General features: G+C 42.8%; 20 protein-coding genes and 1 pseudogene. 9 read left to right on the forward strand and 12 right to left on the reverse strand.

What is annotated here, in order from left to right:
- Positions 1 to 323 precede the first annotated feature (323 nt).
- The 3 genes from ACFFAP_RS07520 to coaBC all read left to right on the forward strand — a co-directional run bounded on the left by ACFFAP_RS07520 (position 324) and on the right by coaBC (position 2608).
- Complete coding sequence (locus tag ACFFAP_RS07520; protein WP_375510667.1) at positions 324 to 926, forward strand: alpha/beta hydrolase; 603 nt, start codon at positions 324 to 326, stop codon at positions 924 to 926.
- Between the two features lie 155 nt (positions 927 to 1081).
- Positions 1082 to 1294: a DUF2555 domain-containing protein gene (locus tag ACFFAP_RS07525; RefSeq protein WP_375510636.1), complete on the forward strand. Its 213-nt coding sequence runs from the start codon at positions 1082 to 1084 to the stop codon at positions 1292 to 1294.
- A gap of 87 nt (positions 1295 to 1381) precedes the next feature.
- The gene (gene coaBC, locus ACFFAP_RS07530; protein WP_375510637.1) at positions 1382 to 2608 is read left to right on the forward strand and encodes a bifunctional phosphopantothenoylcysteine decarboxylase/phosphopantothenate--cysteine ligase CoaBC; all 1227 of its coding nucleotides are present in this window, start codon (positions 1382 to 1384) and stop codon (positions 2606 to 2608) included.
- Between the two features lie 173 nt (positions 2609 to 2781).
- Here the strand turns inward: coaBC and ACFFAP_RS07535 are convergent.
- The 3 genes and pseudogenes from ACFFAP_RS07535 to ACFFAP_RS07545 all read right to left on the reverse strand — a co-directional run.
- Positions 2782 to 3039, reverse strand: a pseudogene (locus tag ACFFAP_RS07535) (SgcJ/EcaC family oxidoreductase); the annotation flags it as partial.
- Positions 3040 to 3381: 342 nt separating this feature from the next.
- A complete protein-coding gene (locus tag ACFFAP_RS07540) occupies positions 3382 to 4005 on the reverse strand; it encodes an NAD(P)-dependent oxidoreductase (protein ID WP_375510638.1) in 624 nt (207 codons plus the stop codon).
- Between the two features lie 58 nt (positions 4006 to 4063).
- Positions 4064 to 4363: a muconolactone Delta-isomerase family protein gene (locus ACFFAP_RS07545; RefSeq protein ID WP_375510639.1), complete on the reverse strand. Its 300-nt coding sequence runs from the start codon at positions 4361 to 4363 to the stop codon at positions 4064 to 4066.
- Between the two features lie 162 nt (positions 4364 to 4525).
- Here ACFFAP_RS07545 and ACFFAP_RS07550 point away from each other — a divergent pair, with 162 nt between their 5' ends.
- A complete protein-coding gene (locus ACFFAP_RS07550) occupies positions 4526 to 4975 on the forward strand; it encodes a winged helix-turn-helix transcriptional regulator (protein ID WP_375510640.1) in 450 nt (149 codons plus the stop codon).
- Between the two features lie 102 nt (positions 4976 to 5077).
- On the opposite strand, the gene ACFFAP_RS07555 is transcribed toward ACFFAP_RS07550, so the two are convergent.
- Positions 5078 to 5302 (reverse strand): hypothetical protein, encoded by a 225-nt coding sequence (locus tag ACFFAP_RS07555; RefSeq protein WP_375510641.1) that lies wholly within the window; start codon positions 5300 to 5302, stop codon positions 5078 to 5080.
- Positions 5303 to 5834: 532 nt separating this feature from the next.
- On the opposite strand from ACFFAP_RS07555, the gene ACFFAP_RS07560 reads away from it, so the two are divergent.
- From ACFFAP_RS07560 to ACFFAP_RS07570, 3 genes are all read left to right on the forward strand, one after another.
- Positions 5835 to 6191 carry a hypothetical protein gene (locus tag ACFFAP_RS07560; RefSeq protein ID WP_300415579.1) on the forward strand — a complete coding sequence of 119 codons (357 nt, stop codon included), beginning with the start codon at positions 5835 to 5837 and terminating at the stop codon, positions 6189 to 6191.
- 103 nt (positions 6192 to 6294) lie between these two features.
- Positions 6295 to 7317: a spore photoproduct lyase family protein gene (locus tag ACFFAP_RS07565; protein WP_375510668.1), complete on the forward strand. Its 1023-nt coding sequence runs from the start codon at positions 6295 to 6297 to the stop codon at positions 7315 to 7317.
- A gap of 604 nt (positions 7318 to 7921) precedes the next feature.
- Positions 7922 to 9403: a site-2 protease family protein gene (locus tag ACFFAP_RS07570; protein ID WP_375510642.1), complete on the forward strand. Its 1482-nt coding sequence runs from the start codon at positions 7922 to 7924 to the stop codon at positions 9401 to 9403.
- A 115-nt stretch (positions 9404 to 9518) separates the two neighbouring features.
- On the opposite strand, the gene ACFFAP_RS07575 is transcribed toward ACFFAP_RS07570, so the two are convergent.
- From ACFFAP_RS07575 to ACFFAP_RS07585, 3 genes are all read right to left on the reverse strand, one after another.
- The gene (locus ACFFAP_RS07575) at positions 9519 to 10778 is read right to left on the reverse strand and encodes a glycoside hydrolase family 10 protein (protein WP_375510669.1); all 1260 of its coding nucleotides are present in this window, start codon (positions 10776 to 10778) and stop codon (positions 9519 to 9521) included.
- Positions 10779 to 10992: 214 nt separating this feature from the next.
- Positions 10993 to 11952: a hypothetical protein gene (locus ACFFAP_RS07580; protein ID WP_375510643.1), complete on the reverse strand. Its 960-nt coding sequence runs from the start codon at positions 11950 to 11952 to the stop codon at positions 10993 to 10995.
- Between the two features lie 441 nt (positions 11953 to 12393).
- Positions 12394 to 12897, reverse strand: coding sequence for a hypothetical protein (locus ACFFAP_RS07585; RefSeq protein WP_375510644.1), 504 nt, complete (start codon positions 12895 to 12897; stop codon positions 12394 to 12396).
- A 1064-nt stretch (positions 12898 to 13961) separates the two neighbouring features.
- Here ACFFAP_RS07585 and ACFFAP_RS07590 point away from each other — a divergent pair.
- Positions 13962 to 14621 (forward strand): phosphoribosyltransferase, encoded by a 660-nt coding sequence (locus tag ACFFAP_RS07590; RefSeq protein ID WP_375510645.1) that lies wholly within the window; start codon positions 13962 to 13964, stop codon positions 14619 to 14621.
- Here ACFFAP_RS07590 and ACFFAP_RS07595 read toward each other — a convergent pair.
- Positions 14577 to 14804 (reverse strand): hypothetical protein, encoded by a 228-nt coding sequence (locus tag ACFFAP_RS07595; protein ID WP_375510646.1) that lies wholly within the window; start codon positions 14802 to 14804, stop codon positions 14577 to 14579. The two genes, ACFFAP_RS07590 and ACFFAP_RS07595, sit on opposite strands and share 45 nt — an antisense overlap.
- Before the next feature lie 238 nt (positions 14805 to 15042).
- Complete coding sequence (gene speB, locus ACFFAP_RS07600) at positions 15043 to 16086, reverse strand: agmatinase SpeB (RefSeq protein ID WP_375510647.1); 1044 nt, start codon at positions 16084 to 16086, stop codon at positions 15043 to 15045.
- Positions 16087 to 16443: 357 nt separating this feature from the next.
- Between speB and ACFFAP_RS07605 the strand changes: the two genes are divergently transcribed.
- Positions 16444 to 16938 carry a DUF6174 domain-containing protein gene (locus tag ACFFAP_RS07605; RefSeq protein WP_375510648.1) on the forward strand — a complete coding sequence of 165 codons (495 nt, stop codon included), beginning with the start codon at positions 16444 to 16446 and terminating at the stop codon, positions 16936 to 16938.
- Between the two features lie 627 nt (positions 16939 to 17565).
- On the opposite strand, the gene ACFFAP_RS07610 is transcribed toward ACFFAP_RS07605, so the two are convergent.
- The 3 genes from ACFFAP_RS07610 to ACFFAP_RS07620 form a co-directional block, all read right to left on the reverse strand.
- Positions 17566 to 18051: a DUF6174 domain-containing protein gene (locus ACFFAP_RS07610; RefSeq protein ID WP_375510649.1), complete on the reverse strand. Its 486-nt coding sequence runs from the start codon at positions 18049 to 18051 to the stop codon at positions 17566 to 17568.
- Between the two features lie 600 nt (positions 18052 to 18651).
- Positions 18652 to 21306, reverse strand: a complete 2655-nt coding sequence (locus ACFFAP_RS07615) for an ATP-binding protein (protein WP_375510650.1) — start codon at positions 21304 to 21306, stop codon at positions 18652 to 18654.
- 450 nt (positions 21307 to 21756) lie between these two features.
- Positions 21757 to 22419, reverse strand: a complete 663-nt coding sequence (locus tag ACFFAP_RS07620; protein ID WP_375510651.1) for a DUF938 domain-containing protein — start codon at positions 22417 to 22419, stop codon at positions 21757 to 21759.
- Positions 22420 to 22501 lie beyond the last annotated feature (82 nt).

The following is a 22501-nucleotide window of genomic DNA, read 5'->3' on the forward strand; positions in this document are numbered from 1 at the left end:
TAGTACGTATTTACTATCAAAATGCGATCGCCCTGTGCCAGTTGCGTAAGTCCTGAAACCTTTGGGTGCGAAAAACTACATAAATCTTTGGCTGGCTTTAAAATAAAGTCTTCTTAGCGGATCATGATTTCACTACCACCACTATCATCGGTGTGATTCACGGTCAAATCAAAACTGCCGATTTGTGTTTTCCATAAATTCCTTGACGACGTAGGTATTCTTTAGGCAAGCAGCAAATGCCGCTAAATACTAAGTCCACTTGAAGAGATAGGATCTATGTACAAAAAGATAATTTTAGGAGTAAACCTCTGTCTTTACAAGCTATCACCGTTAAGAGAGATTCTCAACCCCCCTCCGGCTTAATTGTCACTTTGCATGGTTGGGGGGCTAATGCTGAGGATGTAGCATCATTGTTACCCTTGCTCAACTTACCTGATTACCAATTTGTATTACCCAATGCACCTTATCCTTATCCCTATTCCGCAGTAGGGAGGGCATGGTATGACCTGCGGGTGGAGAATATGTATCAAGGATTAGCAGAAAGTCGGCAACTGCTAATAGATTTTTTGCAATCTTTAGAAAGTACCACTGGCGTACCTTTGTCACGCACCATTTTAAGTGGATTTTCTCAAGGCGGGGCAATGACTTTAGATGTCGGCTCAAAATTGCCCCTAGCAGGTTTAGCTGTCATGAGTGGGTATTTACATCCTGATGCAGTAACGGCAGATCAAAAAGGGATTCCGCCGACTTTAATCAGTCACGGGAGATATGATGAAGTTGTCCCACTACAAGCTGCTTTAAAGGCAAAAGAAACTCTAAAGTCTCTAAAAGTGGCGGTAGAATACCACGAATTTGACATGGGGCATGAAATAAATCCACAAACGTTAGAGGTGCTACGGAATTTCGTTGTAAATACAATTGCTTAGTCAGCATTACGAATTTTTTATAAATTCTGGTACAATTTCTGACAATTTTCACGAAATTAATGACCTCTAATGAGTAATATATATTGGGTGGCTGCGAAAGAGCGCAACTTAACCCATGCTGAAGGCAAGTGCTGCATAAGGGAGGGGCAAGCATTATGACAACTCTAAGCATTTCCCAAAAAGAAATTGCTGCCATCACTGGGGCAGAAGTAGAAGAACTGGCTACACGTCTGGAGCTAGATAATTATAGTAATGCTTTTGAGGGTTTAAATGATTGGCATTTATTGCGAGCGATCGCATTTCAGCGTCCAGAGTTAGTTGAACCCTATATTTACCTCTTAGACTTGGAACCCTATGATGAAGCTTAGTTGAGAGTTAGGAGTTAGGAGTTAGGAGTTAGAATTTCTAACTATTTAGTACTAATTTTTGTAACTGCTCACTCCTAACTTTTTACCATGCCAAATCCCAAATCCCAAATCCCAAATCCCAAATTGAACAGGGTTCTAATAGGTGTAGGTGGCGGTATCGCCGCCTACAAAATCTGTGCATTGGTTTCGACGCTGTTTAAAACTGGGGTGGAAGTCCGAGTCATCCTCACCCGTTCGGCGCAAGAATTTATCACACCTCTGACAATAGCCACCCTTTCTCGTCATCGGGCGTACACAGATGATGATTTTTGGCAAGCAACTCACTCTCGTCCGTTGCATATTGAGTTGGGTGAATGGGCAGATGTTATGGTAATTGCTCCCTTAACAGCTAATACATTAGCAAAGTTAGCCTACGGGATGGCTGATAATTTACTCACAAATACCGTGCTGGCTTCTACTTGTCCCGTGCTGTTAGCACCCGCAATGAATACAGATATGTGGGAACAGCTATCGGTGCAGCGAAATTGGCAACAGCTATTGATAGATAGCCGATATCATGGGATGAATACAGCATCGGGTTTATTAGCGTGCGATCGCATCGGTGCTGGTAGATTAGCAGAACCTCCAGAAATATTAGCTCACATCCAATCGTTGTTACACACTCAAGGCAAACGAGATTTAGTAGGTAAACGAGTGTTAATTAGTGCTGGGGGAACGCGAGAGTTTCTTGACCCAGTAAGGTTTATTGGTAATCCTTCCACAGGTAAAATGGGATTGGCGCTATCTCAAGCCGCACTTCACCGAGGTGCAAACGTCACCTTAGTACATGGCCCAGCTAATTGGGATGTACCATTAGGAGTGCAAGCAATTTCCGTCATTAGTGCCGAGCAAATGCAGCACGTGATGGTGGAATGTTTACCCAACGCTGATCTAATTGTCATGTCAGCTGCGGTGGCAGATGTAAAGCCACGAGATTATAGTACAGAGAAATTGCCCAAGCGATCGCTCCCCCAAGCCTTACCCCTGGAACCAGTACCAGATATAGTCGCCCAGTTAGCACAACAGAAACAGCCGCATCAGATATTAATTGGTTTTGCCGCACAAAGTGGGGATATTGTCAACCCTGCATTAGAAAAGTTACAGAGTAAAAAACTAGATGCTATTGTTGCCAATCCCATCGATCAACCTGATAGTGGTTTTGGGAGTGATAATAATCAAGCGATATTTTTAGATAGGCAAGGAAATCAGCTAGCGATCGCACCTTGTTCTAAATTAGAAATGGCCCATCAATTATTTGATTTTGTCATCACTTGATAAATCTGCCTCAAATTTAGGGATGTGCCTGTTCCTGCCTAATTCATCCCGTCATTTACCAACGCCGCTTAAAGCAAACTTTTTGTTACGCTTGTGTCAGGAATTGGCACAGTCCCTGTGTTGTGAAAAGCGGTAAGGAGCCAGGTGTTCTCCTTGCGGGTTGTTACGGCTGTTCAGACACCTGTATTTTCTATTCGATGTACTTCATCAGGACTCTTCTGTCCAGTAGTTTCCCAAGTGGTATGTGCGACTGCCACATCCGGGGTGAGGAATTTAATTTGGGTGTCAGTAATAGTCATCTGGTTATCGCTTAAGAACGACGCCAGCGCCTGCGCGTGTGCTTGTTTCGTCTCGGTTCGCCCTTTAAACCAACGACCTATGACCTCCACGAAATCGATATCCTCGGCAAACAACGTCGCCAAGTGCTCCGCATCTTTAGCGTTTCACGCCTCGGCAAACGTTGTCATCATTGCTTTGATTACCGCTTCATCCTTTGTACTGGTTTCTGTTGTAGACATAATGATTGTTCTCACTAATGATTTGTATTGAAGAAATACCGCTTAGGAGCGCAGCACCTTGAGTGCCACCTGGGGAAATAAGCCTTGTAACACCAGCGAACTCTACCCAAATCGTCGCCATCGGCTCTAGTGAACGGGCATTACGAAGGGTTGTATTGCCTCAACTCTTTAATTTCCATCTGTTTGTTCAGGACTATCCTGGATACTCAACGAACACGCTGCTGGCCTCAAAAAGAGAGCGTGTTCGTTGAGTTCTTAGCTATTTGCGATCGTAACGGCTTGATGGAGGTATTCGTTATTGTCAAGCTGGGCAAGCATAAAGGAAGCCAGGTCAGCACGTGTAATTTTATGGGCCTTCTCGCCCGTTTCGGCATCGAAGACTCGAACGTTTTCCTTGGCGGGGTCGTCGGTGAGGAGGGCTGGGCGAAGAATCACCCAGTCCAGACCGCTCGATTCGACAGCGGACTCCATTGCAGCTTTGTCCTTGTCCGCGCCGCGCAAAAAGGTCGAAACAAGTAAGCGCTCATAAATGGGGGTATTCGCCTTACTATCCCCTTCGCCAATCATGGAAGTTACCACCAGACGGCGCACACCGTTTCGCTGCATGGAAGCAATGATTGTGTTGGCAGCGCTCGATTCGAGCGTAGTTGCCTTGTAAGGCGTTTTGCCGCCAATCGTATCAAGAACAGCGTCTTGACCGAGGACTGCTGCATCCATCTCGACACTATTGGTGGCATCACCTTCGATGACGCGAACGTCCGAGACTTCGTATTCGTCAGCTTTGTGAACGAAGGCTGTGACCTGGTGTCCAGCGGCTACAGCCTGCTCAACTACAGCTCTACCGGTCTTGCCGGCGGCTCCTATAACTAGGACTTTCATGTTTTAACTCTCCTATGCAACACTTAGAGGTTTTCCGGTCGGAGAAATGCGGCTTTGATTAGGACTTCTTCGAGAATGCCGCATGCGGCGCGAGCGGCAGAATCTGGTAGTCGGCGTAATCGACCTTGATGAGTGGGAAACTGTCGATCATCTCCTGAAGGTGTTCCGGCGACTTTGCCTCGAACAGGATGACTCCGCCGCGGGTTTTAGTGTCCAGCGCCCACACTTGACGGGCGCCTCCCCCCGCGTAAAGGACTCGCACTTGCGCCTGTTCCTTGAGTTCTGTCTCTGCGAAGTCAGACGGCATGCCATCAGTCTCGAACTTCTTGTTGGGCGTGAAGATAACAAGATATTGCATATGTCACCTCTATTTCGCTTGTTTGGTTGTGAAACCTATGCCCGATCCGCATACTGAAGAGGAATTAGCACAGTTCCTTTTCATAACTTGGTTTATTCTGTACCAAAATAGAGCAAAATGGAAGACGGCACTTTTTTCTGCCTAAGGCACAGGAAGGTAACCATGAGCCGGATTCCGAAATTTTTTGATGACGAAGATTGCCCAGTTCGAGAGATTCTCGACCACGTAGGCGATAAGTGGACGTCCCTGATTCTATCGAATCTTGTGGGCGGCAGCTTACGATTTAGCGAGATCAAACGAAGGTTGCCGGGGATCAGTCAGCGGATGCTGACACAGACGCTCCGCGGTCTTGAGCGGAATGGCATCTTACTTCGGACAGTCTACCCCAGCATTCCACCCAAGGTTGAATATTCGCTCACGCCGCTCGGAGAGTCGCTCGTTTTGCTCGTTCAAGCGCTTGTGCTTTGGTCGCTGGAACATCGCTCAGAAATACATGATGCACGTTCTACCTACGACGCAGAAGGATCGGCTCAAGAATTCGGGGTAGACAATGGAGTGATTCAAACTACCACGACCAACCCAAGGGATAAACAGAAGATTTCTCATGAATAATTTGAGCCAAGGATGGAATGAATTCAATTTGAGAAATGCGATGCCGAAGGCGGGCTGCGCCTACGCGCACATACTTAAAAAAACTGGTGTTGCAGAGAAAGCTTAGTATAGTTTTGTGTAAAAGCGTAGCATTTTTAATGCATCCCGATGCATTGCCATTGTAAGGGGATGCATTAACAATGCGGCCGACGCATTGCCATTGTAAGGCGACGCATTAACAATGCATCCCGATGCATTGCCATTGTAAGGCGACGCATTAACAATGCATCCCGATGCATTGGCATTGTAAGGCGACGCATTAACAATCAATACGCTTGGGTTAAGCATTTCTTCTTTCTCTTTGCGTCCTACCCTTCTCCTTCAAAGACGCTACGCGAAGGGGAAGCCACTTCTCTTCGAGACGCTCCGCGAACGTGTCTATGCGTCCAACTCTTAGAGACGCTGCGCGTTGGCGGTTCCTTAAAAAAATTGACTTTACAGCTATTTTCAGGTAAATAGACCACGCAGTAGGGGCACAGCATTGCTGTGCCCCTACGATAGATGTGGTTCAAATACTTGAATTCTGCTGTAACAAAGAGTTTTAGCCTTAACCCAAGCGTATTGCATTAACAATGCGGCCGATGGATTGGCATTGCAAGGTTAGGACTCCAACCTAAAACTTGAGTTTATTGAGCTTGGTGAAATCCCAGAACAAGCTCGAAAGCTGGTACGAAGAGTGTGACTGATACCAGAGATATCAAGCAGGAATTGGGACAGGAAACTACTACTTTAAATTGGGTATAACCCGTATGGGCTATGGCTTTAAGGTCAATTTTTTAGATTTTATAATATAAGTAAGACTTAAAAATTACGCAATTACATGAAAATCCTCTCATCAGAACTAGTCCATTTGGGATTTGGCAAATATGTGCGTTCTGACCAAGTAACAGCAGTTATACCAATAGAAGAGGAGCGTGGGCCAGGGCGACGAACCTTTGTTCACATTCAAGGGCAAGGTGATCCAATTATCGCCTCTCGCGCTGAAGATACCATCGTGCGTGATTTAGTACAGGAGCCACGCGAGGTTACCCAAGCCCGTCAGCAGCAGGAAATTCTTCAAGATTTATTGGTAAATTTAGGTAATGTTAATTCGACGGTGCGACGAATTAGCCGTGATGAAGGCACTTTGGATCTTGATTTATTAGAGCGACGAATTAAGCAAGTCCTTGAAAATTAATTGCAGAAATCAGCAAACTAAATAACGGAGAAGGATATTGCTGAATACAATTACAGACCAGGTTTCAGTATCAGATACACAAACAAAATCACCACGGTTGTGGATACCTGAACGGGTACTGTTTACACCTGCTGCCCTAGATGAGGTTTGGGGGCAGCAGATTCTTGCACGTGTGCAGTCACTCAACTTACCGATAGAAGAATTATCACAAAACCGCCTGAAGGGTCTGCGCGGTGAGTCTGAGCGGGATACTTACAACATCGCCAAACGTACCTTAGCGGTGGTTACTGCACCACCCAGCTCTTTTAAACTGAGTCCCATCCCACCTTCTGCGGATTGGCAGTTTCACCTTGCCGAAGGTTGTCCGGCTCATTGTCAATACTGCTACCTAGCTGGTAGTTTGTCGGGGCCACCTGTCATCCGCGTTTTTGCTAACTTACCGCAGATATTAGACAACTTACCTAACTACGAGCAGCAGGGGAAAACTACGAGTTTTGAAGTTAGCTGTTACACAGACCCATTGGGTATTGAGCATTTAACTGGAAGTCTGGCTGAATGTATCCGTTACTTTGGCACTCGTACCAATGCACATCTACGTTGGGTATCGAAGTTTGATGCTGTGGATGGATTACTCAACTTACCACACAATGGGCATACACGCTGTCGAATGAGCGTTAATGCAGCACCGATTTCTGGTAAGTTTGAAGGTGGCACAGCATCCGTAACATCCAGACTTAATGCATTGCGACGGTTGGCGCTACCACAAGAGCGTGGCGGTGGCGGTTATCCAGTAGGCTTGGTGATTGCGCCAATTATGCCGATAGACGATTGGCAGATGCACTATAGTGGTTTGTTTGACCAGATAAACGAGGCACTGGATTTTGACTGTAACCTTACCTTTGAACTGATCTCGCATCGGTTCACACCTGGGTCAAAAGAAGTGTTACAAACTTGGTATCCGCAATCAAAATTAGAGATGGATGAGGCAAAACGCAGTGTCAAGCGTAATAAGTTTGGTGGGACGAAGTACGTTTACGATAAGGACACAATGAAAGCGTTGCGTTGCTTTTTTGAGAGTGAGATTAGTAGGCGCTTTCCAAATGCTGAAATTCTTTATTGGACTTAGTACAGCATTTTATTAATTCGTAGCGAATTAAAGAAAGGCAATATTCTGCAATGCCAATAGCGTCGGCTGCCTTGTTAATGCGTCGGCTTGCATTGTTAATGCGTCGGCCGCCTTGTTAATGCATCGGCTTGCATTGTTAATGCGTCGGCTTGCATTGTTAAGGCGTCGGCTTGCATTGTTAATGCATCCCGATGCAATGCCAATGCATTCCAAGGGAATGTTAATCGGTTCTTCTGCATTAAAAACGTTACTTTTTTACGAAAAACTGTACTTAGAAGACCAGTTCGCTTAAATACAGTTTGAGCAAATTACAGCTATTTTTAGGTAAATAGACCACGCAGTAGGGGCGCAAGGCCTTGCGTCCCTACGACAGATGTGGTTCAAAAAAATGAAATCGGCTGTAATTTTTGGACAACAGAGCGATCGCATAATATATCAGTGTGAATGCGTGAATGCGTGAATCGCTTAGTTGATGCCTGGGTTGGGCTATTCGGCGTCGCAAAGCTGGATAATTTGGGCAGATTACAGGCGGCGTTATACATTAATAAGTGTATCTGCAATACCGGACTTGTTCTGGCTTAGTCTCAATAGCAAAGGTTTGGAGATGTTTACTTTATCAGAAACTTCTATCCTGGCGGCAATCCTACTGGTAGCATTAGGCATTTTGGGCTGGGGCTTTTATCGCGCCAGACCTTTTGGTAAACTGGGAATCTTAGCCTGGTTACAGTCGGTGGTGTTGATGACTCCCTGGCTCCTGTTTTTTGGATTGTTTGCCGCAGGGATTTACATTAATATAGCGGGTATATTGTTCTTAGTGGTAACTTCCGCCGGATTATACGTCTACTTGGGCAGACAGTTACGCGCAGCTGGGCAAGATGCCATCCTCAAGCAACGCGCCACAGAAAGACTCGCCGCTAATTCCTCACTTGAAGCAAATTCCCCACAACCAAAAGTAGTAGAACTGAAACCGGAGATCCCACCGATACCAGAAGAAGATTTGAATGCAGTTAAAGGTATTTTCGGTATCGATACGTTTTTTGCTACAGAAACGATCGCTTACCAAGATGGAGCCATTTTCAAAGGCAATTTGCGGGGAGAACCAGAAGAGACTCACAATCGTCTAACTGCAAGTTTACGGCAACGCCTTGGCGATCAATATCGCCTGTTTTTAGTAGAAAATACAGATGGCAAACCAGTGGTAATTGTCCTGCCGAGCCGCAATGATCCCCGCCCGATGTTGTTATCGCAAAAAGCTTTTGCAGGTATTCTGTTGATAGCAACTCTTGCCACAAGTTTAGAAGCTGCGGGATTACTGCTGAATTTTGATTTCTTTGGTAATCCAGGGCGGTTTCAAGAAGCTTTGCCCATAGGGGCTGGGATATTTACGATTTTAGTAGTTCACGAAATGGGTCATTGGTTACTTGCCCGGCGTCACCAAATTCGCCTTAGCTGGCCCTTCTTTCTGCCTGCTGTACAAATTGGCTCTTTTGGTGCAATTACCCGCTTTGAGTCTCTGTTACCCAACCGCAAGGTATTATTTGATATCGCCTTGGCAGGGCCAGCCGCAGGTGGTATCGTCTCTTTGTTAATGTTGATTGCTGGCTTGCTGCTTTCCCATCCAGGTAGTTTATTTCAATTGCCAAATCAGTTTTTCCAAGGGTCGATTTTGGTGGGAAGCTTGGCACGAGTTGTCCTTGGTTCGGCTTTACAGTCATCCTTGGTAAGTGTTCATCCTCTAGTGATAATTGGTTGGTTGGGGTTAATTATCACCGCTTTAAATTTGATGCCCGCAGGACAACTAGATGGTGGGCGCATTGTCCAGGCGATTTATGGACGCAAAACCGCAGGACGGGCAACGATCGCAACTTTAATTTTACTGGCGCTAGTGTCTCTCGGTAATACTCTTGCCATGTACTGGGCGATCATGATTTTCTTTTTGCAACGGGATCAAGAACGCCCTAGCTTGAATGAAATCACTGAACCTGATGATGCTAGAGCCGCTTTGGGGCTTTTGGCTCTATTCTTGATGATTACCACGCTTCTACCCCTCACTCCGGGCTTGGCTGGGCGTTTGGGAATAGGATAGTGCTGAGTGGTGAGTTAGGAGTTAGGAGAATTTTCTTCATCTCCCTACTCCCCATTTTTCGAGTACCAGAAATTTGAAATTAAGCTATGTGTTCAGCGACAGCTTGTGAGGAAAATTAACTGAACGGTTTCCAACCTGCTAACAAATTCGGGTAAGCCGTTGGTGTGGGGAAAATTTTCTGGAAGGCAGTTTGACGCTCTTGTGGCTTTTCTTTGCTCATGTTCCAGAGGGTTTCATAGAAAAAGAAAGAGACTCCAGCGAAATTGCGATCGCGTACTTTTTGCACTTGTGTTTGAATCTGTTGCATCGGTACAGATTTTTTTTTCAACCCAGCCATAATGCCCACACTCACCGGAATATGGCTCTTGGCTGCTTTCACTTCTGAGTATTCTAATTCGCTGATAAACACATTTAAGTCATCCCGATAGATTTGCAAAACTAAATCTTCAACAATTCCTAGCCGTTCCCACTTCTGCCAATCTGCTAAAAAGAACTCGTAGGAAAAACGTTGAGGATTGGGTGCAACGGAGACTATACAATCTTTTTTAGTGGCTTTGATAGCTGTGAATACCCGCTTCATAAACTCGGTGATTTTGTTAGCTCTCCAGCGCACCCATTCTGGATCTTTAGAGTTTTTGGAGGGAGCTTTACCACGGTGTTCTTTTTTGTAAAGTGCCACTGTGTAAGCATCGTATCCTAATTCTGATGGTAAGCCAAAATGGTCATCAAATTGAATACCATCAATATTGTAGTTTCTAACAATTTCAATAATTAAATCTTGAATAAATTGTTGTACTTCTGGGCGAAAGGGATTTAGCCAAACGCGATTATGTATGCCTTCTTTGACAATCCGAGTTCCATCGCTGCGACTGGTGAGCCATTGGGGACGATTTTTAGCTAATAGAGAATCTGCTGGTGCCATGAAGCCAAATTCAAACCAGGGAATTACTGTTAATCTTTTTTGATGTCCCACATCCACAATTTCTTTGAGGATATCTCGCCCTTTGAGTCCGGGTGTGGGATCGAGCGATCGCCCGATAACTTTGGCTGCAACTTTGCTAGGATACAATGTATACCCCCAATTCCAAACCGCCGGATATATGGTGTTAAAATTGAGTTCATCAAGGCGTTGCAAAGATCCCTTGAGGCGATCGCGCTCAAATAACACATCACTATCAATATTTGTTAACCAAACCCCCCTTAATTCAGATGCTGGCGTTCGCGGCAGATTAATTTGAGCGTTCAAGGGGAACGATAGCATCACCGTAGTAACTACACTCAAGGTAGCTATAACGGCAAACAAAAGAGACTTTCTGCTTTGGCGAATATTCCACCAAGAATGAAACTCAACACACCACTTTACAAACCTTTTCATCATTTAGTTACAGACACGATCATATTTTGTAGCTCGGCGTAAATAATTATCGTTGGCCAAACAGGGCATGGTAAAGAGGACTTGGGGACAAGGGGAAAGACTTGTTGCAAGTTCTCACCTCTTGTCCCCAAGTCCCCTGCCCCCCGCTCTCCTGCTTTAAAAGCGTTCGCGTAGCGTCCCGCAGGGATGGGATATTTTTTGATTTAAAAGTCCCTTATTGGGCACTGGCTATGAGATCATTCCAGGCTTTGACTGCTGCTTGTAAATTCTTTGGCAGGTTATTTTGAGAAATATCGTTGTACTGAACCGTACCCTTTTGGCTGGTAAGAGTGTAGGTGATAAAATCAGCAGAACCACTGGGGGCTGGGTAACTCAGATTCTGGAATTTACTAAATTGAAAACGTTCTAGCGATCGCACAAATTGTTGCACCTGTTGCACAGAAACGCGGCGAACACTACGCTCAGAATCATTGGCATCACCAATCCGCACTCGAATCAATTGTCCATCTTTGAGTAAAACAGTTTCGTAAGTTCTGCCAATAAAACCACCACTGGAAATTTGCCGAAATACTACATGTGCAGCTAATGGTGGTGGTAAATCGCTGACTGGAATTTGCACAGGGGCTAGTGAACTTGAGCTAGCCTTTTCATTCAGCCTGAGTGCGGAACCTGTTTGATTGGTATGATAAACCAAGGTTTGTTCACCAATGCCTACAACCACCCGCCAACCTGGTACCAAAGCTTCGGTACAGAATTCATCAGCATTAGCTAATTCTAAACAGCCATTTTTCCAAGTTTGCTGTTTAAACTCAATGATTTTTAGCTGAGAAATTGGCTGTTGCAAACGTTTGGAGGCGGCTTGCAAAACAGCATTTTTTACAGATGCGGGTAATTTATTTTGCAGATTGTTTGCCGAAGCTAAACGTAGCGATCGCCCATTGTTATGGTCTAAATCTTGCAGTACCGCGTTAGCTACTGGACGTTGCAAGCGGTTTGGTTTAATATTGTCTTTGAGAACTTCATTGCTTGTTTCTAGCGAGAACTTTGCAGTAGCGCCCGTAACACCTTTGATAAATGTTAAACCGCTACCAACAGACAAAATTCCAGTCAAAATCAAAACAGTGAAAATTCGCGTTTGATTGGGGTTAAAGTAGTCTTTCAGCATGAATTTCATAGTAATATAGGGATGTTAGTCAAGAGTTATAGAACTCATAAATAGTTTCCAGCCAATAATATACAATAAAGTATACAATTCCAGAACTTCACCACTTTAAATTAATTTAGTATCTCTCTTATGAAACAGATATAAAGACAGACGCTGATGTATTGATTGTTTGTTCCTTATAGCGATTCTCATTTTAATGGATACTGGGTAGGCACAGGCCATTGCTCATTGGTGCCAACTTAAGGTGAAAGCCGTTTATTGAAGAAGAGAATCCACACCACTGTCTAGGAAAATAGCTTGCGAGAAAAGCTTGCAATACTTTTTTCCTCACCTTCGTAAGCGAGAGTTAAATAAAAGTAATTTTAGAAAAGAATCCTACATAACCGTAGCTGAGGTTTTGCTCGGCTCAACCTAGCGTCTACAATATTTTGCAAGTAATCTCAGGCAATATTAGGCGCTAATCGCTTGGTGTTCAGCTTCAATTAACTGATTCTGAGGTACATCAAATCTAATAGTACTTGCTGCCCAGTCTTTGAAATCGGGTGCTAGCCAAACTAGCTTGCACAGAATTTCATCATTGACCCACAACACCAACGGAAACCGGAACTCTTTCGGAAATTGATTTCGCATAATGTTGGTACTGATGATTAGTTGGTTAATTTCCATTACAGATTCTAAACCCCGTACCATCAAAGCTTCGGGTTGAGTCGCCCCAATCGCAGTTGTAATAGCTGTATACAATGTGTCTGTTGCAGGTGAGAGCAGCATTTCGTGGATGTCTGCTGATGAAAATTCTGTTAACACATTCAACACTTGCTGCTGCCTTTCAACACAATTACAACAAGCTAATATCAGTGAGAACTCGCCACCAGAAACCATGATCGCCCTTGCCAGCCTCTTAGTGGCTGCTGTGCTGCTAGCTGTGCCGTTTTCCGAATTACTTAAGCTGATCATTAAAAAATCCTGCTTTTAATTTTAAAAATATCTGAGCAATATTCAGTTATTATACCCTATGAATTTTTATTCAAAAGTGTTATGTGGGTAATTTTGATGAGGTTTTTTCTCTAATACCAAGCATAATATAGCAATCCGATTTGATTCCTGAATTACTCGTAGAGACTGGGGACACAATACTAGGGACACAACGAGTGCGCTCAGTGCATCGCTCAATACTAGGAAGAAGGAATAAAGGTGTAGTGAGTTTTTTTCACGCAATCAAATATGAGTCCTACACTACGTATTGTCTAACGAAGGAGCATATTGTGTATAATCCCACACTCATAATTAAAAGATAATGTAAAGATAGTATCAAAATTATGTAAGTAAAAGATAATGCAAGCATAAGGAAGCAGTTGGCAAATTAGTAATGTAATTATCACTATATTTTTATAGATTTTGGCATCTACCATTGGTTAAGTAATTTTTGTAATATGTAGTAAAAAAAGTACTCAGTATAATTTTAACAATAAACATTGGGAAGTGGGAGAAAATTTATACCATTTTGGATTTTGGACTTTGGCAACTCTTGGAGACGCACTCGCGAACGCTGAGTCGAACGCTCTTAGATTTTGGATTGGAAACCGCTTGGTGTATCTAGGTTTTCTCTGTCCATTTGTCGGAATCATTTTTAAAATTGGTATTAAATGGCAACTGGTTTACTGTCGCCTACGGTAAGCTTTTTCTCTTGCCAAACGATTTCGGCCCGGGTGTAGAGTGTAGAGTGGTGAAATGGGATCAACCCAAGATGCGAAAATCTCCGTCCAATGAAATTAACTCATCCGTTTGATAGAACTGTAGATCGAAGATGTCGCCTCGTTAGTCAGAGGACACGGAATTTTTAGCTTTCTAAGATCAGTTCAGAACATCTGAAAATATAACAAGTCATGCATTAAGACAAATCTGGAGGGAAAATGCAACACGATGAGTTTATTGGACAGGTGCAAAATCGCGCCCATCTCAGTTCGCGTGGTGATGCAGAGCTCTTAATTTTTTTGTAAACTAATCAGGAGTGTCACACCATGCGATTCAAAGACCGGAGGTTTGCGGGTCAAGTTTTGGCTAAAGAGTTAGCCGCTTATACTAACCGCCCAGATGTTCTGGTATTAGGGCTACCAAGGGGTGGCGTACCCGTTGCCTTTGAGGTTGCTAAAGCATTAAATGCCCCAATAGAAGTTTTGGTGGTACGTAAATTGGGTGTGCCTGAGCAACAAGAACTAGCTATGGGAGCGATCGCTTCTGGTGGTGTGCGGATACTCAATGAATATATTATCAGCCAGGTGAAGATATCCGATGAAGTAATTGCTAGGGTGGCGGTGCAAGAAGAACGGGAGTTAGAGCGGCGAGAACGGCTTTATCGCCCAGATCGTCCCTTCCCAAATTTACAAGGACGCACGGTCATTTTAGTAGATGATGGTTTAGCCACGGGTGCAACCATGTGGGCTGCTGTTGTGGCTGTGCGAAAACAGCAACCCGCTCAGATTCTGATTGCTGTGCCTGTCGCCGCACCTGAAACTTGCCAAGAGTTGGAAGCAGAGGTAGACAAAATTGTTTGTGTCTCGACACCTAGCCCTTTCCAAAGCGTTGGTCTTTGGTACGAAAACTTTCCCCAAACTACGGATGAAGAAGTCTGCGGTTTACTCGCAAAAGTGGCAAATAATGGTGAGTCTGTCTTCTTCTAACAGTGCAGCTAGTTTATTAGCAGCTTCATGGGAATTATAGGGAGACCACACATGATAAGTGACTCCTGGCTGTAACGACAATGCTTCTTCTTCTGTCGCTAGTTCTTGAACTAAAAACTGCATGACCTTGATATCTGCACGAGATAGCTTGTACAAGGTTGGGAATAAATCTGCTACGCTCATATCAAGTTGAAGATAACGACTAAATACTTTTTAGATTTTCACAGTTATCCCATTCAGAATTACCAACTTTACAGATATCAAAGCTTATAATTTAGCGATCGCTATTGGTCAATTCTCAAAAAAGATAAAGCGATCGCCCTTTTAACTTGACAATTTGTCTTCCAATTACGTTAGGGTAGCGTAAAGCCTGCGGCATGGCAACGCTATGAGCGACGTAGGAGCGTCGGAACGAGCGTGATTACGAATTATGCTGAGATAAATCGATCAAATTTGCCAGCTTGTAAACTACCCGCGCCCCAACATTGCCATCCCACTCAGCATCACCGACTTCGCAGATATCAAAGCCAATAATTTTTCTCCCACTATTGACCAATTCCCGGAACAGACAAAATGTTTGTTCTAATTCCAACCCACCTGGAACAGGAGTACCTGTACTCGGACAGAGTTTTGGATCTAGACCATCTACATCAAAGCTAATATAAACATACTCAGGTAAATGACTGATAATTTCTCGGCATAAATCAAGCCAAGTTGTTCCAGAGTAAAGCTTTTGTTTAATGGCTGGGTCGTAATATGCAATAATGCGATCGCTAGATTGGTCTATCATTTGCACTTCATCATGACTAATATCACGCAAACCCACTTGCACCAGCTTGGAAATTTGCGGTATTTTCATCGCATTAAACATAATCGACGCATGAGAAAACTCAAATCCCTCATAAGCATCGCGTAAATCTGCGTGGGCATCAATGTGTAAAATGCCATAGTTTGTGTACTCAGCCGCTAATGCTTGGAAATAACCTAACGGCGAACTGTGATCTCCACCAATAACTGCAACTCGCTTACCCTTGTTAATTGCTTGCTGACAATTTTCAAACAGCCATTGATTAACCTGTTGGCCAGCCTGATTAATTTCTCTGAGGACAGGTGTTAAATCAGGTGTATCTGAGAGTTGTTTACCTTGGGCTAATCGCTCAATAATTTTTGCTGCCAAGACGCGGTAGTATATATTCTTCTCTAAAATATCTTGGGGAATTTCCACCATGAAAATTCCCTGCTTCCAACCATCAGGGTTATCAAAATCGAACAAATCTAGTTGAGTCGAAGCATCGAGAATTCGCTGTGGGCCGTTAGCAGTGCCTGCGCCATAAGAAACAGTGACTTCCCACGGTACACCAAAGACAATCAGGTTTGCAGACTCATAATCGCAGGGCAAACCTAAGAGGTTGCCATTTACTTCACCTATGCCGCTAGGATTGTAGTCTTGTAGTTGATTACTCATCGATTATCTTCTCGATTTACGTGGATAGACAGCACGCCGCCTAGTGGACATCTGCATTGTAATAAAATTTTTCACAGACGGTAAACTACAGCGCCTCTATATACTTGGTCGAAATTGCGGCGATACACCTGTTGGGTGTACTCCTGCAACTCTTTGTTTGAGCCGCGAAGACCTATTCTCTGAAGTAAATATACATTTGAGTTCAGAGGTGGAATGTAGACGCGCAGGAGATTGCGATCGCAGTCCGTCTAGATGAGTAAAACTAGGCTATGGATGAGTGTCAAAAATAATTTCTGTTTTTTGGCAATCATCTTGAAGCACGTTAAACTAAGCAATTGGAGTTAAGAATAGATTTATATGCGCTTACCAATTGCAATTAGTGCCATTTTAGTCGCGTCTTTGGGTTTGAGTACGCCTGTAATATCTCAACCTCCTATACAGGTAGCCCAAAAACCAGCGTCTACTAGTTTTATCTTAGAACAATTTAAGATTAATTATCGATTATGGAGACGAAAAAACATCTCTAACTATCGCTATGAATTTACTAGAAGTTGCAATTGTTTACCCAAAGCCACAGAACCAGTAATTATTGAAGTCCGCAATGGAATCACGACTTCCATTACTTATAAAGATGCTAAAAACCCAGTAGATAAAGCATTATTTCCAAAATATAATACAATTCCTAAACTCTTTAATATCATTAAAAATGCGTTCATTCAAAAAGCAGACAACTTGACTGTACAATATAACCCAATACTTGGCTACCCCACTCAAATTAATATTGATTATGATAAGCAAAGAACTGATGATACAATATTCTTTACAATTAGTAATCTGCAACAGATCGAGTAAATATAGCTAACCAGAGCATTTATATAATAGAAAGTCAGGGCAGCAAAATAAAAAATATCGTATAAGCTCAACTTTATCTATTTTTTCACAACGCGATACTCCTGCGGAGTCGTTGCACGATCGCTATCGCTCAAACCTTTGTGGGACGGTAGTTTTACTTTTTTAACTTCATTGATAATCTGTGACGTGGAAAAAGTATTTGCCAAAAAGCCAGGGTTTTTGGCGGATAAAGAAAACCGAGTTCTTAATTTTGGATAAAGTCGAGATAAGAGGATGTTTGAAAATTCCTCTTGTCGGTATAAAAAGTGCTTAAAATTACAGCGAAACACTTTTCAAACAACCTCTAACAACCCGCCCCTTAATTTAACTAGTTCTCCATCAGCAAATATTTGGGTTGGGTTGCTTTTGTTATTTTGTGGGTGTAATATAAAGTTCGATTAAACACTTATAACATCTGTAGGTTCCAACCTACATTGATAGATTTGATTATAAGTAATCAGCTGAACTTGATATAAATTCTATTTGACACTGTAAGTCCAGGTTGTCATCAAGAAACTAAGTAGTAAGGTTTTCTTAGTGCGGATTTATCAGATTCTCAAAAACAGCCTTATCGATTTAGTATAAACCCTAATGAAGTACTTCAAAATTGCTAATTGTAGTAAATACTCCAGCATCGGCAGCTAGATTACCGATATTAATTTGGGTTGGATAACCAAGTTTTGGGTCGTACACTACAGTTAGTTCCGATTCTCCACCGTTGATCGTCTTCTGAATCAAATTAAAGAGCTTAGGAATTGTACTATATTGTTGTAATGCCTCTGAATTTACTCGCTTACCAGTTTGAGCATTCGTGATAGACTTTGTGATCCCGTTACGTACTTCAATGATTAATGGCCCTCTGAAATCGGGAACACAAAAGCAATTATTGCTAAGTTTGTAGCGATAGTTGGTAATTTTTTGTCGATTCCACAATTGGCGATTAATTTTTAGCCGTGTTAAGTTCGAGTTACTAATCTCTGTTTTTACTCCATGCGTAGGAGGCACAGACATTACTGGAGCGGTCAAACTCAAAGATGCTACTAAGATTGCACCAATAGCAATAGGTAAGCGCATATCAATCCTTTTTAAACTAACGTTGAGTTATAACTTCACTGTGACTAAATAGGATTCCAGACAGTTAAAATAATTTCTAACAGTTGATACATTTTATACAGGCAATCCCAAGCGATCGTAACAGCAGGAATGTTGCCTAGTATAAACTTCAAAAAATCCCAGACAAGCATACAATACTATTCACCTCAAATTTTGTGTTTTATGCAAACATAAAAAATAAAATTATTGGCACTTACTAGAAGTGTGACTTTACAGCTATTTTCAGGTAAATAGACCACGCGGTAGGGGTTTAGCATTGCTAAACCCTTACAAAAGATGTGGTTCAAATACTTGAATTCTGCTGTAACCCTTATTCTCTAAGCACGCTTTGTACTTACTACAAACTTTTCATTACTATCTTAGACATTGTACAAGTAATTTTATTGACTAATGATGAAGAAAGTAAGATTTTCTTCAGTCCTATATCAATGCGAGTCAGTGCAAGTCAGTGCGCGGCGATGTGTTATTGGTAGTTCAGGATTGAATCTAAATTGAGTCTCTGATATCATGTTTGCATAAATAGTTATGCTAACCACAGTCATTACACCCCACTCCCCATTTTTAGACCTTTTTCCAAGGGAGTTTGACTGTAAATCGACTGCCTTTCCCTAACTGACTTTCGGCGTGGACAGTACCACCATGTAACTCGACAATATTTTGCACCATCACTAATCCTAAACCGGTGCCTGGAGAACGACCCGTAGAGGAATTTTCAACTTGCACAAAAGGTTGAAATAATTGGAAAAGATCATCGGAAAGCATACCAATACCAGTATCTACCACGCTGAAAAAGATATATTCGTTTGTGGAATTTGGCTGGACTTCAATCCAAACTTTGCCTCCTTCTTTAGTAAACTTGATAGCGTTAGTCAACAGGTTGATAAATACTTGGCGGATGCGGCGTTCATCAAGTTGGATAGGTTCGAGTTCTTCAGGTATTTGTACACTCAGTTGGATCTTTTTCTGGAACGCTAAATGTTTAACAAAACTCAAGCTAGAGTCACATAATCCTTGAATCGAAGTAGCAGCTAGTTGCAGTTCTATCTTGCTGGATTCGATGTCGGTAAGTTCAAGGATCTGGTTAATCAATTCTAGTAAATTCTTGCCACTGGATTCGAGGGTATTTAAGGACTGGCGCTGTTCTTCGGTTACAGTACCGTGCACTTGATTTTGGAGTGCTTCTGTGATTCCAAGAATAGAGCTTAAGGGAGTTCTCAATTCATGGCTCATATTTCCTAAAAAGGTTCTTTTGGCACGATTTGCGACTTCGGCCGCTTCTTTCGCCTCATGCAGAGCGGATTCTGCACTTTTGCGATCGCATACTTCTAAAGTTAGGGCGACAAATTCAGCTATTGAGCTAACAAAGTTTTGCTCGCTCATTTCCCATATCCGGGGAACATCAATCTGTTCATACAATACCGTTCCCACGACTTCGCCCCCAACCCAGATCGAGGTATTAATTAGGGATACAATATTATTTGGTTCTAGCAGTTCATCCCATAATTCTTGTATCCGTAGATCGGTGCGAGTGTCGGTGACGGTAATAATCCGCGCAGATGTCAGGGATTTAAAGTAGATGGGATAATCTGCAAGGTTGCGTTCTAAACCTGCCGAATGTCTCTGATTGCTACGTTCATAGAGACTTATACATTGTAGTTTGGTGCGTTGGCGCAGCCCGCCATAGGCATCGCCATTGAATAACCACACACTGACTCGTTCTATTTCTAAAGCATTTGCTGCTTTCTCGGTAATAACTTTGAATGCCGCTTCCAGCTTTCCTTCAGAAATCGCCCTGTGATTTGCCAGTTCTACCAACACCTGATGATGCTTTTCCAGTCTTTGCTCACTGTTAATCCGTACTTGAATCTCTTGCTGTAATTCTTGAGTTCGCTGCTTAACTTGCAATTCTAACTCTTCAATTTTGGTAATCTGTGCAATAAAGGTTTTGCGTAACTGTTGCATCATCTCGTTGAAAGATCCACCCAGCACCTCTAGTTCTTTAATGCCTTGTACTGTCACCACTGAGTCTTTGCCATTAGTCAAATCTGCTAAATCTTTTGTCGCCGTGCTGAAGTCCAAAATTGGCTGAGTTATCCAACGGGCGGTGACAATCCCCAGTAAAGTAGCTAATCCTAATGCTCCCAGACAGAGAAAAATTGTGGTTTGAGTGCTGCGATCAATTTGTCCCATAAAGTCTGCTTCTGGGACAGCCACTACAATTAGCCAGTTGATATTTGGTTCGCCTTGTAACGGTCTAATTTCTAAAAATTGTCGTTTGCCGTTAAAAGAGAAATCTAGTTGCTGTAAACTTTGAATCTCGTCAAAGTTACTAAATTTAGTTGCTAAATATTTAGCGGTTGCTTGAGTCAAAGAATTCCCGCTTTGGGAAGCTGCCAACCTAATAGGTTTACCATTTTGTAAGCGGAATGGTTCTTCAGTTGTGGAACTTGCGACTAATAGCCCCGATCGCTCGATAATAAAAACTTGCCCAGACGTGCCAACTTTAATATTTTGCAGCAAATCTCCGATTTGTGATATATGAGTTAGAGTGCTGTTGACACCGAGTAACTGACCTTGGGAGTTATATATAGGTTGAGATGCACTAATCAGAAGCGTTGGTTCAGTGAGGGGTGTAAAAATCTGACTAAAGCTGAATTTTTTGGCGGTAACTGCTGCTTGATAATCAGGACGCGATCGCGCATCATAGTTTTTGATCGCCTCTGGGAGTTGGGTACGTTGACCAAGAGAGTCAATTTTGTAAGTGTAGAGGTCGTACCCAGTTGACTTGTCGGCAAATCTTAGCAAAAATTGGCGATCGTTGAGCTTTTCCACCGCTAAGTGTTCAAGCTGTTCATTGCTTGCCGTTAAAGCGATGGCATCAGGAAAAATCTCTAACTGCTTTATTAAGTATGACTCCCAGGTTGCCAAATTTTCCATCTTCAGCAACCCGATGTCAATGACATTTTGATTACCGCGCAGTTCTTGACGCAAAGTTGAGAGATAAGTCTGTAAATTCTGCTCTACTCGATTAGCGACTTCATAACGCAATTCACTAGCTACCTCATTGACTGCCTTTTGCCCATTGTGGATCGATAAATATGCAGTTAATCCCACAGCTAGCAAAATTTGCAGCAGAAACAACGCTACTAAAATGAGACGTAGAGGTACGCCTTTAAACAGGGAAAAAACACCAATTTGCCCAGTATTTTTGTTCATCTGCCCACTCCCCCTGACTGTCCTGTAGTACTAAGTACAACACCTCGACTTCGCTGTTCTCTGGGTTTATACATAGTTTGTACTCGGTCGGGTCAAGAGCCAATATAGCACTTATGGTAAAACAACAAAACGTTAGTTAACTGCACTGGTAGATTTTACCAGCTAAATATTGCCATCTTCAAAAGAACTAGTGGTCTGTCCCATAAATTTTGATGAGTTTGTAGTCAGCACAAAGCCTGCTTAAAAATCTAGGACTAAAGTCTTTACTACGAACTTGTTCACCCCTCGTATCGTTTCTGGTTAAGATTTATCAGTTCTAACTGATGTTATTAACAAAATATACCTGTAGACAGATGAAATATGAAACGTTATTGTTGTTGCTAACCTTAATAGATGCAGCCTCTCGTTGAGAAGTATTAGTCATTAGTACCAATGACTAATGACTAATGACTAATGGGATGAGATTCCCGCAGATTTTCGTTGAAATACTACTGAAAGATTATTAGCTGGCATTTGGTAAGTTTGTTTCAAGGTGAGATTTTGTGCGCTAGCTGCTGCTACAACATCATCCAAGTTACGTATACCCCACTCTGGGTTTTGGGCGCGTAAAGAGTTGTCAAAAGCTGCATTACTCGGTGCTGTATGTTCTCCACCTTGTTTGAAGGGCCCATACAAATAGAGGATACCTCCTGCTTTTAAGATACGACCTGCCCCTGCCATTAGCCCCAGACAGGCTGACCAAGGTGAAATGTGAATCATATTGATGTTGACGATGGCAATAATTGGCGAGGTATCCAGCCACTGGGTTACCGCGCCCTCCTCCACTGCCCAAACTGGTTCTCTAACATCAAGTTCAAGCGGTGGATAAATATTATTACATACATTGTGTTCAGTCCATGCAATAATGCTGGCTCTTCTTTGTGGATTTGTATCTGTTGGTAACCACATACAATCTCTGAGTCTGGGCGCAAAAAAGACTGCGTGTTCACCAGTACCACTGGCGATTTCCAAGATTGTGCCACTCCCAGGCAATACTTGTAAAAGTACTTCTAGAATTGGTTCGCGATTGCGCTCGGTTGCTGGTGCGTATTCTCGTGCGTCTTGTAGTGTCATCCGTATCGTTTTTACATACCTGATTTCATCTTAGTGGCTATTGTCTAAAAACCATAAGAAACAGGTATTACGAATTACGAAC

The organism is uncultured Nostoc sp., from assembly GCF_964245575.1.
Taxonomy (GTDB): domain Bacteria; phylum Cyanobacteriota; class Cyanobacteriia; order Cyanobacteriales; family Nostocaceae; genus Nostoc.

Bases quoted from the DNA above. Each gene is read 5' to 3' on its own strand.
- ACFFAP_RS07575 (WP_375510669.1), bottom strand. From the start codon at position 10,778: ATGAAAAGGTTTGTAAAGTGGTGTGTTGAGTTTCATTCTTGGTGGAAT.
- ACFFAP_RS07525 (WP_375510636.1), top strand. From the start codon at position 1,082: ATGACAACTCTAAGCATTTCCCAAAAAGAAATTGCTGCCATCACTGGG.
- ACFFAP_RS07550 (WP_375510640.1), top strand. From the start codon at position 4,526: ATGAGCCGGATTCCGAAATTTTTTGATGACGAAGATTGCCCAGTTCGA.
- ACFFAP_RS07555 (WP_375510641.1), bottom strand. From the start codon at position 5,302: ATGCTTAACCCAAGCGTATTGATTGTTAATGCGTCGCCTTACAATGCC.
- ACFFAP_RS07590 (WP_375510645.1), top strand. From the start codon at position 13,962: ATGCGATTCAAAGACCGGAGGTTTGCGGGTCAAGTTTTGGCTAAAGAG.
- ACFFAP_RS07580 (WP_375510643.1), bottom strand. From the start codon at position 11,952: ATGAAATTCATGCTGAAAGACTACTTTAACCCCAATCAAACGCGAATT.
- ACFFAP_RS07620 (WP_375510651.1), bottom strand. From the start codon at position 22,419: ATGACACTACAAGACGCACGAGAATACGCACCAGCAACCGAGCGCAAT.
- ACFFAP_RS07595 (WP_375510646.1), bottom strand. From the start codon at position 14,804: ATGAGCGTAGCAGATTTATTCCCAACCTTGTACAAGCTATCTCGTGCA.
- speB (WP_375510647.1), bottom strand. From the start codon at position 16,086: ATGAGTAATCAACTACAAGACTACAATCCTAGCGGCATAGGTGAAGTA.
- ACFFAP_RS07545 (WP_375510639.1), bottom strand. From the start codon at position 4,363: ATGCAATATCTTGTTATCTTCACGCCCAACAAGAAGTTCGAGACTGAT.
- ACFFAP_RS07615 (WP_375510650.1), bottom strand. From the start codon at position 21,306: ATGAACAAAAATACTGGGCAAATTGGTGTTTTTTCCCTGTTTAAAGGC.
- ACFFAP_RS07585 (WP_375510644.1), bottom strand. From the start codon at position 12,897: ATGATCAGCTTAAGTAATTCGGAAAACGGCACAGCTAGCAGCACAGCA.
- ACFFAP_RS07570 (WP_375510642.1), top strand. From the start codon at position 7,922: ATGTTTACTTTATCAGAAACTTCTATCCTGGCGGCAATCCTACTGGTA.
- ACFFAP_RS07605 (WP_375510648.1), top strand. From the start codon at position 16,444: ATGCGCTTACCAATTGCAATTAGTGCCATTTTAGTCGCGTCTTTGGGT.
- ACFFAP_RS07560 (WP_300415579.1), top strand. From the start codon at position 5,835: ATGAAAATCCTCTCATCAGAACTAGTCCATTTGGGATTTGGCAAATAT.
- coaBC (WP_375510637.1), top strand. From the start codon at position 1,382: ATGCCAAATCCCAAATCCCAAATCCCAAATCCCAAATTGAACAGGGTT.
- ACFFAP_RS07610 (WP_375510649.1), bottom strand. From the start codon at position 18,051: ATGCGCTTACCTATTGCTATTGGTGCAATCTTAGTAGCATCTTTGAGT.
- ACFFAP_RS07540 (WP_375510638.1), bottom strand. From the start codon at position 4,005: ATGAAAGTCCTAGTTATAGGAGCCGCCGGCAAGACCGGTAGAGCTGTA.